Origin of the sequence: Pseudoalteromonas issachenkonii (assembly GCF_002310795.1) — a bacterium.
GTDB lineage: Bacteria > Pseudomonadota > Gammaproteobacteria > Enterobacterales > Alteromonadaceae > Pseudoalteromonas > Pseudoalteromonas tetraodonis.
The window spans coordinates 1,904,789-1,919,434 of the sequence record NZ_CP011030.1; the positions used below are offsets into that span (position 1 = coordinate 1,904,789).

The 14,646-nt window shown below is 39.4% G+C and carries 12 protein-coding genes; 10 read left to right on the forward strand and 2 right to left on the reverse strand.

The window, feature by feature from the left end:
* Nucleotides 1-5 precede the first annotated feature (5 nt).
* The 4 genes from PISS_RS08785 to PISS_RS08800 all read left to right on the forward strand — a co-directional run bounded on the left by PISS_RS08785 (nucleotide 6) and on the right by PISS_RS08800 (nucleotide 4,499).
* A complete protein-coding gene (locus PISS_RS08785; protein WP_028835095.1) occupies nucleotides 6-554 on the forward strand; it encodes a condensin complex protein MksE in 549 nt (182 codons plus the stop codon).
* Nucleotides 551-3,343 (forward strand): AAA family ATPase, encoded by a 2,793-nt coding sequence (locus tag PISS_RS08790; protein ID WP_058154804.1) that lies wholly within the window; start codon nucleotides 551-553, stop codon nucleotides 3,341-3,343. The genes PISS_RS08785 and PISS_RS08790 overlap by 4 nt, the downstream gene beginning before the upstream one ends.
* Before the next feature lie 104 nt (nucleotides 3,344-3,447).
* Nucleotides 3,448-3,999 (forward strand): DUF4136 domain-containing protein, encoded by a 552-nt coding sequence (locus tag PISS_RS08795; RefSeq protein ID WP_013465143.1) that lies wholly within the window; start codon nucleotides 3,448-3,450, stop codon nucleotides 3,997-3,999.
* Nucleotides 4,000-4,199: 200 nt separating this feature from the next.
* Nucleotides 4,200-4,499 carry a hypothetical protein gene (locus PISS_RS08800; RefSeq protein ID WP_058154806.1) on the forward strand — a complete coding sequence of 100 codons (300 nt, stop codon included), beginning with the start codon at nucleotides 4,200-4,202 and terminating at the stop codon, nucleotides 4,497-4,499.
* A gap of 395 nt (nucleotides 4,500-4,894) precedes the next feature.
* On the opposite strand, the gene PISS_RS08810 is transcribed toward PISS_RS08800, so the two are convergent.
* On the reverse strand, nucleotides 4,895-5,398 hold the full coding sequence (locus PISS_RS08810) for a peptide-methionine (S)-S-oxide reductase (protein WP_058154808.1): 504 nt from the start codon (nucleotides 5,396-5,398) through the stop codon (nucleotides 4,895-4,897).
* Nucleotides 5,399-5,600: 202 nt separating this feature from the next.
* On the opposite strand from PISS_RS08810, the gene PISS_RS08815 reads away from it, so the two are divergent.
* Nucleotides 5,601-7,454 (forward strand): TonB-dependent receptor plug domain-containing protein, encoded by a 1,854-nt coding sequence (locus PISS_RS08815; RefSeq protein ID WP_058154810.1) that lies wholly within the window; start codon nucleotides 5,601-5,603, stop codon nucleotides 7,452-7,454.
* A 506-nt stretch (nucleotides 7,455-7,960) separates the two neighbouring features.
* Here PISS_RS08815 and PISS_RS08820 read toward each other — a convergent pair.
* Nucleotides 7,961-8,224, reverse strand: a complete 264-nt coding sequence (locus PISS_RS08820; RefSeq protein WP_008109286.1) for a YkgJ family cysteine cluster protein — start codon at nucleotides 8,222-8,224, stop codon at nucleotides 7,961-7,963.
* 171 nt (nucleotides 8,225-8,395) lie between these two features.
* Between PISS_RS08820 and PISS_RS08825 the strand changes: the two genes are divergently transcribed.
* The 5 genes from PISS_RS08825 to PISS_RS08840 all read left to right on the forward strand — a co-directional run bounded on the left by PISS_RS08825 (nucleotide 8,396) and on the right by PISS_RS08840 (nucleotide 14,554).
* Entirely contained in the window at nucleotides 8,396-9,571 is a 1,176-nt protein-coding gene (locus PISS_RS08825) for an efflux RND transporter periplasmic adaptor subunit (protein WP_024602956.1), read from the forward strand.
* A gap of 3 nt (nucleotides 9,572-9,574) precedes the next feature.
* Nucleotides 9,575-12,724 carry an efflux RND transporter permease subunit gene (locus PISS_RS08830; protein WP_028835091.1) on the forward strand — a complete coding sequence of 1,050 codons (3,150 nt, stop codon included), beginning with the start codon at nucleotides 9,575-9,577 and terminating at the stop codon, nucleotides 12,722-12,724.
* A 142-nt stretch (nucleotides 12,725-12,866) separates the two neighbouring features.
* A complete protein-coding gene (locus PISS_RS18915; RefSeq protein ID WP_013465151.1) occupies nucleotides 12,867-13,043 on the forward strand; it encodes a hypothetical protein in 177 nt (58 codons plus the stop codon).
* Nucleotides 13,036-13,323 (forward strand): hypothetical protein, encoded by a 288-nt coding sequence (locus PISS_RS08835; RefSeq protein ID WP_028835090.1) that lies wholly within the window; start codon nucleotides 13,036-13,038, stop codon nucleotides 13,321-13,323. The genes PISS_RS18915 and PISS_RS08835 overlap by 8 nt, the downstream gene beginning before the upstream one ends.
* A 277-nt stretch (nucleotides 13,324-13,600) precedes the next feature.
* Nucleotides 13,601-14,554, forward strand: coding sequence for a hypothetical protein (locus PISS_RS08840; RefSeq protein ID WP_058154812.1), 954 nt, complete (start codon nucleotides 13,601-13,603; stop codon nucleotides 14,552-14,554).
* Nucleotides 14,555-14,646 lie beyond the last annotated feature (92 nt).

Consider the following 14,646-nt stretch of genomic DNA (forward strand, 5'->3'; position numbering starts at 1 on the left):
TGACCATGACACAGATAAACTTAAATGAGCTTTCTCACTTACAAGCCATTAATAAAAAATTAGTCGCGGGTTACCACATTTGCGAACAAGACACCCTAATGTGGCAAGAGCTTGACCAACAAATTGAAGCTTACAGCGCCTTATTCACAGCATTAGGCCATGATTTAAAGCACGACAGTCGTGGCTTTTATTATTTTGCTAGCGATGAAAGCACCCCTAATATGGGCAAAATATCGCGCGCGATAGCGCTCACTATTTATATATTAATCGAACACTTTGCCAACACAGGTAAAGACCCAATGCGTGCATTATTTGATGAGCCAAACGATTTAGAGCTAATGCAAACCTTGGTACAACTTAATAAACATTTATTTGATCAGCTAGAAATATTCTCGGGTTCTGATTTACGCAAAGATGTGTATTTACGCATGGTGCGTTTAGGCCTTGCCCGCGAAGTGGAAGGCGGCTTTATGCTACAGGCGCCAATTCATCGCTATATTGATGCCTTAATGGAAGTAAATGAAGAAACCTTTTTAGGAGAGGACGAGGAATGAAAAACTTATACGGACTGAGTAAACTCGCCCTACTTAATACTGCAGGCTATGCAAAGTGTGTGATCCCACTTGATAAAAGTAGCTCGATTTGTGCGCCTAACAACACAGGTAAAAGCTCAGTTATTAATGCACTGCAATTTCCGCTAATTAACGATTTACGCCTTACCGAGTGGGATGGCCACGATTTAGATGAAACCCGTAAGTTTTATTTTTCATCAGATCAATCGTACATTTTATTGCAAGCCGATTTACCCCATGGCTCAGTTGTCATTGGCGTAGCAGGCTTAGGTAAAATTGCCGGTTATGCACACCAATACTTTTGCTATCAAGGCAAACTTGATTTAGCCCAGTACACTCAAGGCAATACCATTATTAAGTTTACCAAGCTGTTTAATCACTTAAAGCAGCAAGGTTACAACCCGATAGAGCTTAAAGCGCAAGAGTTAAACGCCCTACTTACAGGCGGTGCAACGCAATTTGATGGTGAGATCAATTTAAAAATGATCCCCCTTAACAACGTTCAAGACTCTGCAATATACAAAGAAATATTTCGTCGTATTCTTAATTTACATAAATTAGGTGCAAACGACGTTAAGCGCTTTATGTTACGTGTGTTTGAACGCCACATGTCAAATTCAAAGGTCGACTTTTACGAAGTATGGCGCCGCTCGTTTGATAAAGTAAACCGCGCAAAACGTGAATTAAAAGCCCTTGAGTCAATGCAAGAGCCCATAGCCGCTCTTGAATCTATGATCGAAAACCAAACCGTTCTTAAAGGTAAACTGGCCGCTTATGCACCAAAAATTGACCAAGCACTGATTGATTTTGATACGTATCAGGAAGAGCAACTAAGCGAACTCAACATCGCTCTTGAAGATATTGAGCACGAAAAACACGAGTTTGAACAAAAACAAAGCCTATACATTCAACAATCGCGCGATATAGAGCGCAAACAAACCCAAATTGAACAGTGGTTTTTAGATTACAACGCTCTTAAAAGTGAGTTTGAGCTGGTTAATAAAGCCACGCTCAAAACCAGCTTAACGCAATTAAAAAATGACTACGAGTCGTTGTCACACTCAATAACGAGTGCACAAGGTCAAAGCCTGCACACCCTTGATTACCGCATTGGCGAAACACAAAAACAAATTAAAAGCTTAAAGTTACAACTTAAAAACTTAGAATTTAATTTATTCACTCGTATGCGTGAAGACTTATCACTGAAAGAAGTTGAAGAAATATCGCGACTATTAAACCCCGATCTTCTCTCCTTTGCTACCACCAGCAATGGCGATATTACCATTGATGATGACGACGCTTTCGGCGAATTTTTAGCGCAGCTTAGTGAAAACGTAAAAGGCGGCGTACTCACCCTGCCCGGTGCCAGTATTAAACTTAAAAAGCTCTCACCAGTGCAAATGCAAAGCGGCGAAAACAAAGAGCAACTGAGTGCTCAATTAACCGCGCTTGAGCAATCATTAAAAGAGTTTAAACAACAGCGCGAAGTGGCCGCCAATGTTGCAGATAAGCAAAAAGAAAAAGACGCGCTATACGATGAGCTTATGAGTGCTGAAAGTGCACTTAAACGCTTAGAGCAATTTGAAGTGATGCAACAATCGGTTGACGCCCAAGCAATGCTAAAAGAGCAGCTTTTAGCCGAACGCGAACAAGTTGACGACTACCTACAAGATATTCAAAAAAACAGTGGCTCAATTGCTGATAGACGCTCGTTAATCAAATCAAAACAAGCGCAAATTAATCGTCAAACAGAGCGCTTACGCCAAGTTAAAACCGAGCGTATTGACCACACATTAGATTTATACAGTGGTAAAGTAACGCCTTATATGATTGATATAAAAATCGATTTTGATAATTTAAGCGATTTAATTCATCACTTTAATAAGGACTGCCAAGAGCTACGTAATTTCGATATAAATGTACGTAATACCTATATGCATATTTATAATGCCGGTATTACTAAGTTTGATAACGAAAACGATGAGTTTAGTAAATATCAAAAGCTTATTAGCGCGTTTCATAACATTGATAACGAGCGCGATGCAGTTGAGCGCCAAGGTCGCGTTGCCCTCACTGAAGTGGCCGCTACAATTAAAGGCCTGCGCGAAGATTTAGACCGCTTACGCCGTGAAATGAATAGCTTTAATAAAGGCATTAGCCAGCACCGCATCTCAAACCTGCAAGCGTTTAAAATTAATATTATCCCGCGCAAAATGTTGGTAGATAGTATTGATACTATTATCAGTACCTCTAACCAAATTGAACAAGGCGATACCCTGGATTTACTCAGCCATGAGCCGTACAGCGAAAGTGCGGTAAACGACGCAAAAGATCATTTAATTAAACTCGCCTCAGACAAAGCAGGCCTGACCCTCACCGATTTATTTGATATTCGTTTTGAAGTGGTTAACCGCGCGGGCGAAACCGAGCACTTTGAAAAAATAGATTCGGCTGGTTCAAATGGTACGCGTATCACCATTAAGCTGTTATGTGGCATGTTGTTTATTCGTTACTTATTAAGCGATCAGGAACAAAACTTATACCGTATACCTATTTACATAGATGAAGCGGCTGATATCGATCCGCAAAACCAAAAAGCAATTATAGAAACCGCCCTGAGCTTTGGCTTTGTGCCAATATTTGCTTCGGTTAAACCGCAAATAAGTTGTGATTATATTGTGCCAATTCGTTCAGTAAAAGACGGCGCACAAAACTGGGTAGATGAAAAAGATTGGATTGAGGTTGAACATAAAGCCTCTCTACTGGACTAAGAGTTAATTGGCTATTCATCTTAGCCAGTTACACTTATTTTTAGATTTTAAATTACCCTCGCCCATGGTAGTTTAAACAAACGCACTTTATTGGAGCAAACGGTATGAAACATATATTTATTGTCGCAGCACTGGCGCTACTTACCGCCTGTACACAAACGCCCGATTGGGATTACGATAAATCAGCAAACTTTAGTAACTACAAAACGTTTGCTTGGGTAGAAAACGCGAGCCTAACCAAAGACACGAATAACTACCAAATCAGTGGCCTTATGGAAAAACGCGTTCGCAATGCGGTAAACAACCAACTAAGCCAACAGTTAGGTATGCAATTGGTTGACGTAGCGCAAGCTGATGTACTTGTTAATTACCATGCAAGTGTTGATAAAGAGCTAGAAGTAGATACCTTTAACGTAGGCTACGGTGCACGTTGGGGTTACTGGGGCACAGGCTTTAACCACGATGTAAGCGCACGTGAGTATGAAGTAGGCACGTTAGTTATCGATATTATTGATCGTGAGTCAAACCAATTAATTTGGCGTGGTGCTAAAGATGGGCGTTTAAAGAAAAAACAAACACCATCACAACGTGAAGCCGCTATTAAAGAAACGGTTGCCAATATTTTAAGCAACTTCCCGCCTAAAGCGCAGCAATAAATTTTAATTAATATTTAAAAGCCCGCATGTTCGCGGGCTTTTTTATAGCTTAAAAACTGTTTACCTATAATGTAATAAGTTGCGCATTAACAAGGTGATAGCTCAATGCTATAGTAACCATGTTACAGGGATAAAGCTTAATCAATAAGATGTTTAGTAAACCTAGTGTTTAAAGTTGTGAGGTAAATTAAAGGATTAAAATGAAAGAAACATGCCCAAATTGTAAAAGTGATTTTGCAGCTAAAGATATAAAAAATATTAACAAAAATAGTATTTTTATTGAAAAACAATGCCCTTCTTGTCAAACATGGTTTTGTTTGAATAAAACACTAACGATTATAAAAATTATTGGTATTTTTTTATTGTTAATAACCAGCCTATTAAATATCTTCAATATTAAGAGTGAATACAGTCTGGTTTTTTCAAGCATTGGCTTAGTAGGCATACTAATGGCAATCATTATTACTTTTTTTGGCCAAAATGAAGCAATCAAAAAATAAAAAGAAACCAAAAGTAAAATATGTAGATATAAGTAATACGAGAATGCTATTGAATCAAATCGCATTCTCTTTAGTCTTTTGGGCTTTAGGCCTTTTATCTATTTTATTTGCGATAAAGTTTATACATGATGGCTATATTCTGACCCCAACAGATTACCGGGTCGAATCTGACGTTTATTTCTTTTCAGCGTCGCCGTTTACTTATCTATTTTACCTTTTTCTTTATTTAGGAACTGGGATCTACTTTTTAGCTGTGCCCTATCTTTTTAGAGATATGTTCCCACGAAAAAAGAAAAAGCCTAATAAATCTAAAAAAAAGCATAAACGAGGTAACAGCTAATTTTAGCTTTATTAGTTACCAGCCTTTTTTATTTAAATACGCATCAATGAAGTTGTTATTTATACTTGTGTAATAAATCAAGTGGGATATGGCAATAATCATCAGGGTGATTGGTTAAACGGTCTTGATGCTCGGGATCGCTAGGGACATAATTAGTCAATGGCGCTACTTGTACCGCTATTTTTTCAGCATCATCACGCTGGCTAATATAGTCTCTGGCGATGTTTAAATGATTACTGTCTTGGCTAAAAATGGCGGTGCGGTATTTTTCACCTACATCGTCACCTTGTTTATTGATACTGTATGGGTCAATAATCTCAAAAAAATAGCCGATTAATTCATTTAAGGTCACTTCTTGGCTATCAAAGGTTACTTTCACGCATTCAGCATAGCCATCGTATTCACCTTGTGTTGTGTTACTAGTGCCATTGGCACGCCCCGCCTCAGTAGTCACTACTCCAGGTAAATACTTCATAAATTCTTGCACGCCCCATAAGCAACCACCAGCAAAATAAAGTGTGTGCTGATTTAATGAATGACTCGATTGTTGTGTTTGCATAATAAAGTGACCAATGTAAATAATTTATAGGATGCAGAGTTACTATTTTGTAACGCTAGGTTTGATTATCAAATGCAGTTTTTTATCATTAATGTACAATAGCGCCCAAAATCACCCTAGCTTAGTGAGCTTACCTTATCATGTGATAAAAAGTGATAGGTATTTAATTGTTAGCGCCATTGCATAAAATGAGAATAATGACATGAATCGTGCCCCGCACCTTATTATACCGGCTTTACTAGCCAGTATTTCGACTGTTGCTTATGCAGAGCAGAGTAAAGAAACAGCAACCATAGAACAAATAACAATTGAAGCGTCTCCCACTGCCAATACCTTACCCGTTGGTACATTTGATTCACCTATTTCAAATTTAGAGTACGACCCGCGTGTTGACTTGCAATCACGCAATATGGCTGAAGCACAAGCTGATGTAACGATACGCGGGGGTATTTTTGAAAATACCGGCTTTAGAGTCGGCAGTGCAACTCTACTCGACCCGCAGTCTGGTCACTACTTTGCAGAAATTCCTATTGCACCACAAATGCTAACAGGTGCTAGCGTATTAACCGGAGCCGATAACGCACTTTATGGCATGAATAGCTCTGTGGGTACTGTGTCGTTTGCTTGGAAACCAATAACAACCGGTGGCAGTGTCTCTTTGGGCGCAGGCTCAAATGACTTTAACTTACAAACAATTCATGCAGGTGTGAGTTCTCCACTTGAAGCAAACGCTAATTGGCGTATTGGTTTTGAAGGTGAATATTCGCACTCACAAAGCGATGGTTCGATTGATTTTGGCGATCATGACTTTACTCGTACCTCAGGTAGAGTGCAGTTAACCGGGAGCGATTCACAAACTGATTTATTTTACGGCTTACAAGAAAAGTTTTTTGGTTGGCCAAACCTTTATACCCCCTTTGGTGTAAATGAAACCGAAGACTTAGAAACCCAATTATGGATGCTCAACCATAAGCAAGCCTATGCTACCAACAGTGAATTTGAAGTATCGGCTTATTACCGCAAGCATAACGACCATTATATTTATTCAAGAGAGAACCCAAGCGCGTTCCAAGCATTTCATGAAACACAAGTAAAATCATTGGCTATTTCAGGTCGTCATGCGCAAACAAAGTCAGTTGCGGTTAATTACTCGGCGCAATATATAGAAGACAGTATTGACTCCACCACCCTTGAAAATAACTTTACTTCACGTAACTACTTTAAGCTTAGTGTATTGCCTGAATACACAACAGCACTAGCAAGCAACCAGCAACTAACCGTCCGCTTAGGTGCTGCGTTTGATAACACCAGTCGTGATGATTCTGAGCTATCGTTAATTGGGGATGTTAGTTTCAATACCCAAAATAACGATGGCACTGAGCGAACATTGTATTTGTCGTATGCTGAGGCAAACCAAGTAGCAGGCTACACCGCCATTGGTGGCAGCGAGACTGGTGGATTGTTCAGAAGTAACGCTAATCTTGAGCGCGAAACCACTAAAAATTTAGAGCTGGGCTTATTGCTTGAGCAACAAAGCTGGCAGCTTAATTCCGCACTTTTTTATCGTAAAGATAACAACCTAACCGATTGGACATTTAGCTTTGATTCAAGCTCAGCGCGATTTGCACAGCCGGTTGATATTGACACCACAGGCCTTGAGTTTTTAGCCACTAAACAATTTAATAATACAGAAATTGTTGCCAGCTATACCTACTTACATAAAACAGAAACCTATGGCGCTGAAAATGTTGATGCTAGCTTTTATGCCTTAAATTTTCCTGATCATCGTGTAACGCTCGGTGCAATTTGGAACCCGACGGATATGTTAGAGTTTCGAGTAGATAATGAGTGGCGTAAACAGCATAACAATGCGCTGCGCCGTTCAGATGACGAGGCACTATTTACTCAGCTGACGTTAAAAATAACCCCAGCTACACTGCAAAATTTCTTTATTACTTTAGCAGCGGATAATTTGTGGGATGAATCGTTTGAAGAAATCCCAGGCACGCCGGGTCGCGGTGAGCAATATACGCTAAGCGCCACGTATAGCTGGTAACAATTTAGCTCGGCGAGGATGTATCCCACGCTGAGCTTGTTTTTTAAATTGAAATAATACACAGACTAGCAACAAGCTGACTTAAAAATTTCATACCGCAGCTCGCCCTACTTTACGTACTCTAAAAGCCCAGCGCCTCTTCGCCCTCTTTGTACATTTATCATTAAAACCGTATGAACAAAGAGAATTGAATGAGAAGAAAATGAGAAAAAACGACTAACTAAGCCAAATGATTTTGTATCTAAGTCACTTACTCTAAAAGCGCAGCGTTTCTTCGCCCTCTTTGTGCATTTATCATTAAAAACGGTATGAACAAAGAGGATTGAATAAGAAGAAAATGAGAAAAACACGACTCACTAAACCAAGTGACTTTGTGTCTAAGTCACTTACTCTTAAAGCGCAGTGTCTCTTTGCACTCTCTCAGTACTACTTTTAGAAACACAAAGTAAGTGTCTACACTTTTCAGGCGTATAAATTGTAAATATATGTGTATTTAATACAATAAATTAGGTTAATTGCTCTAATTCTGTAATTAACGTCAATGCGTGTTCATTAGTCGTCCCACAAACATCTAAAGTGGCGCTAAAATCACTACACACTTTAGGGCGCGACTCATCACCAAATAGCTTACATAAATTACGCTCATCCAGCTGAATACAACGTTCTCCGGCCTTTTTACCATTTGGCATACCCGGTATTGGCGAGCTAATACTTGGTGCAATACAACATGCTCCACAGCCTAAACGGCACGCCATTGATTGTGTTTTCATTATAACCTCAGTAATAAATTTCAATTATATTGTTGCTGCTTTGCATACAAACAGAGCGATTTGTTCTATTTGTAACTGTATTATGCAATGACTTGTTACATCTTCAAACACACTGTAAACACTTTATTGCGTATCATTAGTTCATCAGCACAATTTATGAAGGAATGCCCTGTGGCGACTAAAAAACAAATAATACTCCCTATCGCGGTCCTTGTTGGTGGCATCGCCCTTGCAGCGGGCTTTTCAGCAATGAAAAAACCACCAGAAGAAAAACCAGAACAAGATACTCGCCCATTGGTTGCAGCACAACCTATTCACCTTGATGCAATCACTCTCGATGTTAAATCGTACGGTATTGTGCAACCTAAAGACCGCACTGAGCTGATTGCTCAGGTAAGTGGCCAAGTTATTTCTGTTGCAGGGCAATTTGTTGAAGGTGCCTTCGTAAAGCAAGGAGATATTTTAGCACGAATTGACCCAAATGATTACGAAGCTGATTTAATTGAAGCTGAGGCTGGGCTCGCCCAAGCAAGTTCAGCGCTTGAGATTGAACGTGCTCAAGCGCATGTTGCTAAAGCTGAATGGGAACGCATTAAAGCAGACTCAAGCGATATTACCGCTTCTGCGCTTTATTTACGTAAACCGCAATTAGCAGAGAAAATGGCGCGTTATCGCTCAGCACAAGCAAGTGTAAAACGTGCTAAACGTAATTTAGAACGCACTTATATTAAAGCCCCCTACGATGCAATTATAAACGCGCGTAGCATTAGTTTGGGTTCTGTTGTAAATCCAGGTAATAGCTTTGGCTCACTCAGCGCCACTTCGGTCGCTGAAGTACGTTTACCGGTTGCCGATAAAGAGCTGCAATATTTAAATAATGGCGGTATTGGTGCAACAGTGTTATTTAGTGCGCAGTTCGCGGGCAAAGAAACCACATGGCAGGCTAAAGTGGTACGCAGTGAAGGGGTGATAGATCAAAAAAGCCGTATGAGCTATTTAGTAGCACAATTACCAACCCCATATGCTAACAAAACTCAACCATTGCGTTTTGGCTCCTATGTTAACGCTAGCATAGAAGGTCGTGCAGTTAATAACGCCATTGTTGTGCCACATCATTTAGTCAAAGAAAATAAAATTGCGATATTAAACGACGATTTAACCCTGTCGTTTAAAACTCTCAATATTATACGTGAACAAAACGGCATGGTGATCGCAGACCAAGGGCTTAATGAAGGTGAACAGCTAATTACTTCTGCCCTTGAATACCCTACCGAGGGAATGGCGGTAAAAATTGAAGACGTTGTAACAACCCCAGACGTTACTCAACTTGCATTGAAACAGGAGTAACTTATGTCTACACGTGAAAAAGGCCTAATTGCATGGTTTGCGCGCAACCCTGTTGCAGCAAATCTATTGATGATATTTATACTTATTGGTGGCATTTTAACGGCGTTTACTATTCGCAAACAAATGTTTCCACAATTTGAAAGTAACTGGATCAGTGTCTCTGCGGTATACCCTGGCGCAGCCCCGCAAGAGGTTGAGGAGGGCATTACCATAAAAGTCGAGGAGAACCTTGAGGGTATAGAGGGAATAAAGCGCCTTATCACCTACTCCAATAGAGGCTCTTCACAAGCATGGATTGAAATAGAAGAGCAGTTTGATCCGCAAGAAGTACTCGATGAAATTAAAGTACAAGTAGATTCAATTAATACGTTTCCTGCGGGTATGGAGCGCCCTATTGTTCGTCGCGATAAGTACGAACAAGAAGTAATGATACTTGCCCTTTACGGTGACATGAGTAACTACCAACTTAAAGAGCTCGGAAACGATATAAAAGACGAGCTTCAGGCACTGCCTAATATTAATTTAGTTAACTTTAATGGTGGCCTTAATTACGAAATTGGTATTGAAGTAAGCCCAGACAAACTGCGTGCTTATGGATTAACGTTTAGAGATATTGCCAGTGCAGTGCAAAGCTTTTCTGCCAATATGTCAGCTGGGCAAATTCGCTCTGAAAATGGCTATATTTCAATGCGCGTTGAGAAACAAGCCTACCGTGGTAGCGAGTTTGCAAAACTACCACTGATCACCCTTGCCGATGGCGCGCAAGTTTATTTAGGTGACGTTGCCACTATAAATGATGGCTTTGAAGAAGGCCTGCAATACTCAAAATACAATGGTAAAAACTCATTGTCGTTTGAAGTAAACGCCTCTAAAGATCAAGATATTACCGATGTTGCTAAAGTACTTAAAACCTATATGGCTGAAAAAGAATCGCAACTGCCTGCAGGTGTTAAGCTCTCTCCTATTGTTGATTTAACTTACTACCTCGAAGGTCGTCTCGATATGATGGTCGACAATATGATTTGGGGTGGCTTATTAGTTATGTTGGTATTAGCGCTGTTTTTACCATTACGTTTAGCTTTTTGGGTAATGATGGGTTTACCTGTGTCATTTTTAGGTGCCTTTTTGTTTATGCCAATTGGCTTTTTAGATGTCACCATTAACTTAGCCTCGTTATTTGCCTTTATACTGGTGCTTGGGATAGTGGTTGATGACGCCATTGTTGTGGGCGAATCTGCTAGTGCTGAAATAGAAAAACACGGCCATACACTCGATAACGTAGTACGCGGCGTAAAGCGCGTTGCAATGCCAGCCACATTTGGCGTACTTACCACTATTGCGGCATTTTTACCGCAAACTCTTGCCACAGGCCCAGGTGCGGCTTTTTCTAAAGCCATTGGTGGGGTGATTATTTTATGTTTAATCTTCTCACTAATTGAATCAAAACTTATTTTGCCGGCACATATTGCGGCAATGAAAGACCGTAAACCAAATCCAAAAAACCCGCTTCACCGTGCACGTAAAGTAATGGATAACGGCCTAAAAAGTTTTGTTGATAACTACTACACCCCGTTTGTTGGTCGCTGCATTCATTATCGCTACACCGTAATTGTCGGTTTTATGTGTTTACTGATTGTCAGTGCGGGAATGTTTGCCGGTGGTTTAGTTAAATTTGTGCCTAATCCTAAAATACCGCACGATTTTCCTCGCATTGATATAGAAATGAACTTAGCGTCTTCTGAGCAAGCAACGCTTGAAACAGCTAAAAAAGTAGAGCAGCTAATACTGAGCGTTGATAACCAGCTCAAAGAGCAATACGGTAAACCGATGATCCGCGATTTATCAGTTAGCTTACGTGGGCGAACGCAAGCAAACATTATGGCTATTTTAGTTGAACCCGACCTGCGCCCTATTGATACCTTTGCACTGAGTGCCTTATGGCGCGAACAAATGCCTAACTTACCGGGTGTTAAAACCCTAACCATTCAAGACAGTATTATGAACGGGGGTCGAGACGATGGCGATGTAAGCTTTAAACTCGAAGGTAAAAATGCACAAGTACTTAAAGAAGTCGCTGGTAAGCTTAAAACCAAGTTACAAAGTATGGAAGGCGTAGGCGATGTTAATGACTCAATGCAAAGCGCTACCGATGAAGTACAGCTAGATTTAAAACCACTTGCTTACAGCATGGGGCTAACCCTTGCCGATGTGGCCTCACAAGTAAGCTTTAGTTATTACGGTCTTGAAGCACAACGTATTCTTCGCGAAGGTGAAGAAATTAAAGTGATGATCCGCTACCCAGAAGATGAGCGTAACTCAATCAGCGATATCGACAGCGTACGTATTATCACCCCCACAGGCGCTGAAGTACCATTAAGTGAAGTTGCTAATATTTCATTAGTTGATGGGGTTAATCGTATTCGCCGTGAAAATTCAAAACGTACAGTAAACGTGTGGGCTGCGGTAAATACTGACCAAGTAGAACCCTTTGCCATTGCACAACAAATTCGTGATGAGTACTTACCTTCATTACTTAAAAACTACCCAGGGGTACAAAGTAATGTGGCTGGTCGTATTCAAGAGGAAATGGATAGCGCTGATGAGCAATTACGTGACTTTGCGCTATCGATGATCATAATTTTTGCATTATTGGCTATTCCTCTGCGCTCTTACTCGCAACCATTAATTATTATGTCGGTCATTCCATTTGGTGTGGTTGGCGCCATGTTTGGCCACATGGTACTAGGTATGACCATGAGCAGCTTATCGATGTTTGGCATTATTGCGGTAGCCGGTGTGGTGGTTAATGACTCACTCGTGATGGTAGATTTTGTAAACAAAGCGCGTGCTGAAGGCGTGGCAATAAAACAAGCGGTAATGCAAGCCGGTGCGCGTCGCTTTAGAGCCATATTACTGACTTCAATTACCACATTTATTGGGGTCATGCCGATTATTATGGAAACCAGCTTACAGGCAAAAATTGTAATACCTATGGCGGTATCGCTCGCTTTTGGTGTGCTGTTTGCAACGGTAATAACGCTTATTCTTATACCGTGTCAGTATGTTGCGCTTGAAGATGCAAAACGCCTGATCCGCAAATGGCGCGGTAAAGATGCCCTAGTCGATGGCCAACCAGCAACGACGAATCACTAAATTAAGTAAAATCCCAACCAAAAAAGCTCGGTATTATTATGCCGAGCTTTTTATTTATAGTTAAAAAATAGCATTCAACTATTTGCCAGTTTGTCTCCCTACTGGTAATTTAACTCTAAACTTTGCTCTTAAAGGATTAACCATGGGCACATTTCAGCTTATCTTATTTATCGTCTTTGCCGTATTGACTACTCTGGGTTACAAAAAGAACAACCGCAATTTAATGCTATTGGGTGCAATAACTATTTCTTTTGCATTTGTAGGATTAGAATTTTTACTTGGGTTTGATGAAGGATTATCAAGGACTAACTATGAATAAAAAAGTAATACATTGGCCAAGTATGTCACTTTATTTAATCGCCTTATTCACGTTTATCGGTGGCATTATTGACTCCACCTATTCGAGCTTCCTCATTGGCTTTGGCTTTTGTTTTATGGGCTTTGCAAGCATTCGCTTAATCCCTGCAAACTTTCTTACTCGTAAACTAACTAGCCCTGTAGCGGAAACTCTCGTTCGCAAAAGAGATATAGCAACACAAATTATCGGATTTTTATTACTCATTACTGGGTTAGCTTTATCTATGTTGTTCAACGTTTAATTGCGTGATTAAAAAGATCCTATGATGAGCATAATAAACTGCTCGTTTTTTACGCTGCTGGGTGCAATAACTATTTCTTTTTCATTTGCCGGGTTAGAATTTTTACTCGGGTTTGATGAAGGATTATCAGGGACTGATTATGGATAAAACTTATAAAGCTATATAAGCTCACATTATTCAAATTCACTTTGACTCAGACTCTATGGGTTCTTAAATATTAAGCAATTAAGGTTTTAGCTTTTTACAAAAAATTGTATATGTAGAAAAAGGAGTTTTGATGCGCTTTATAACACTAATCATGTCTTTTATAGTTCTTTTGAGTGGATGCCAGAACTTTATTGCCAAACAAATAACGAAGCCTGTTAGACCAGTAATTTTTGATAAATCGGTATTGAATAGCAATGTAATGGGCCAGAAAACCCAATACTGTATAAGTAAAAAACAGTGTGTAAACTTTTTATACACCTCACCAACAATACTTTATAAAGGCAAAGAAATTTCAACGGTTACACTCAATTTTGAATTAAAAAATGGCACAACAATTAAAACGTTTGAGGAAACCTTAAATCATACAAATAAACACTCTATTAAAAAAAATAATTTAATCATTTTACTTCCAGGTTATGGTATTGATTATACAATCTATGGAATACAATCACGCTGGCTTGCTCATTTTACAGGAGCCGACGTTGTTGTTGCCCCTTCGCCTAACCAAAATGAACCATTTGACTTTGGTTTAGTAAATGCAAATATTGTGAGTGAATATATAAAGTCGCAAAAATATGAAAATATATCTCTTGTTAGCTATTCAATGGGTGCAGTTGCGAGCAATCACATAATAGGCAAGCTGAATATTAATAAACACATACTTATTGCTCCTATGATTAATTTTAAAACTGCATTAAATACTATAGCTAGGTTAACCCACCCTATTTATAGCACGTTTTTAGGGGATGATTATTTGAACGAAGTGGCTAATAAAATAATTGAAGAAAGTGGAGTTCCGCCTTACAAGCTTAATCTATTCAATATACTTAGTGCACCTAGTTACACTAAAAAAACTTACATCTTTGCAAGTAACGCTGACAAAGTAAGTCCATATAGTGATTTATACACTCTCAATAATAAAAATATAACTATTAACGAGGTAAAAAGTTTAAATCATCCTGAAATGGTTGCTTTAATATCAAAGCAACAAAGAGAGGCTATTCTTTTATTACTTAACGAGTAGTTTTATATCAATTACAATAATTAAAGGAAAACTGCTCGTTTTTTACACCTTTTACGTTATGGTATTTAATAATCATAATAAAATAAGGCACA

Coding starts and splice junctions, on each gene's coding strand:
- PISS_RS08830 (WP_028835091.1), top strand. CDS start 9,575: ATGTCTACACGTGAAAAAGGCCTAATTGCATGGTTTGCGCGCAACCCT.
- PISS_RS08835 (WP_028835090.1), top strand. CDS start 13,036: ATGAATAAAAAAGTAATACATTGGCCAAGTATGTCACTTTATTTAATC.
- PISS_RS18915 (WP_013465151.1), top strand. CDS start 12,867: ATGGGCACATTTCAGCTTATCTTATTTATCGTCTTTGCCGTATTGACT.
- PISS_RS08820 (WP_008109286.1), bottom strand. CDS start 8,224: ATGAAAACACAATCAATGGCGTGCCGTTTAGGCTGTGGAGCATGTTGT.
- PISS_RS08810 (WP_058154808.1), bottom strand. CDS start 5,398: ATGCAAACACAACAATCGAGTCATTCATTAAATCAGCACACACTTTAT.
- PISS_RS08795 (WP_013465143.1), top strand. CDS start 3,448: ATGAAACATATATTTATTGTCGCAGCACTGGCGCTACTTACCGCCTGT.
- PISS_RS08800 (WP_058154806.1), top strand. CDS start 4,200: ATGAAAGAAACATGCCCAAATTGTAAAAGTGATTTTGCAGCTAAAGAT.
- PISS_RS08790 (WP_058154804.1), top strand. CDS start 551: ATGAAAAACTTATACGGACTGAGTAAACTCGCCCTACTTAATACTGCA.
- PISS_RS08815 (WP_058154810.1), top strand. CDS start 5,601: ATGAATCGTGCCCCGCACCTTATTATACCGGCTTTACTAGCCAGTATT.
- PISS_RS08785 (WP_028835095.1), top strand. CDS start 6: ATGACACAGATAAACTTAAATGAGCTTTCTCACTTACAAGCCATTAAT.
- PISS_RS08840 (WP_058154812.1), top strand. CDS start 13,601: ATGCGCTTTATAACACTAATCATGTCTTTTATAGTTCTTTTGAGTGGA.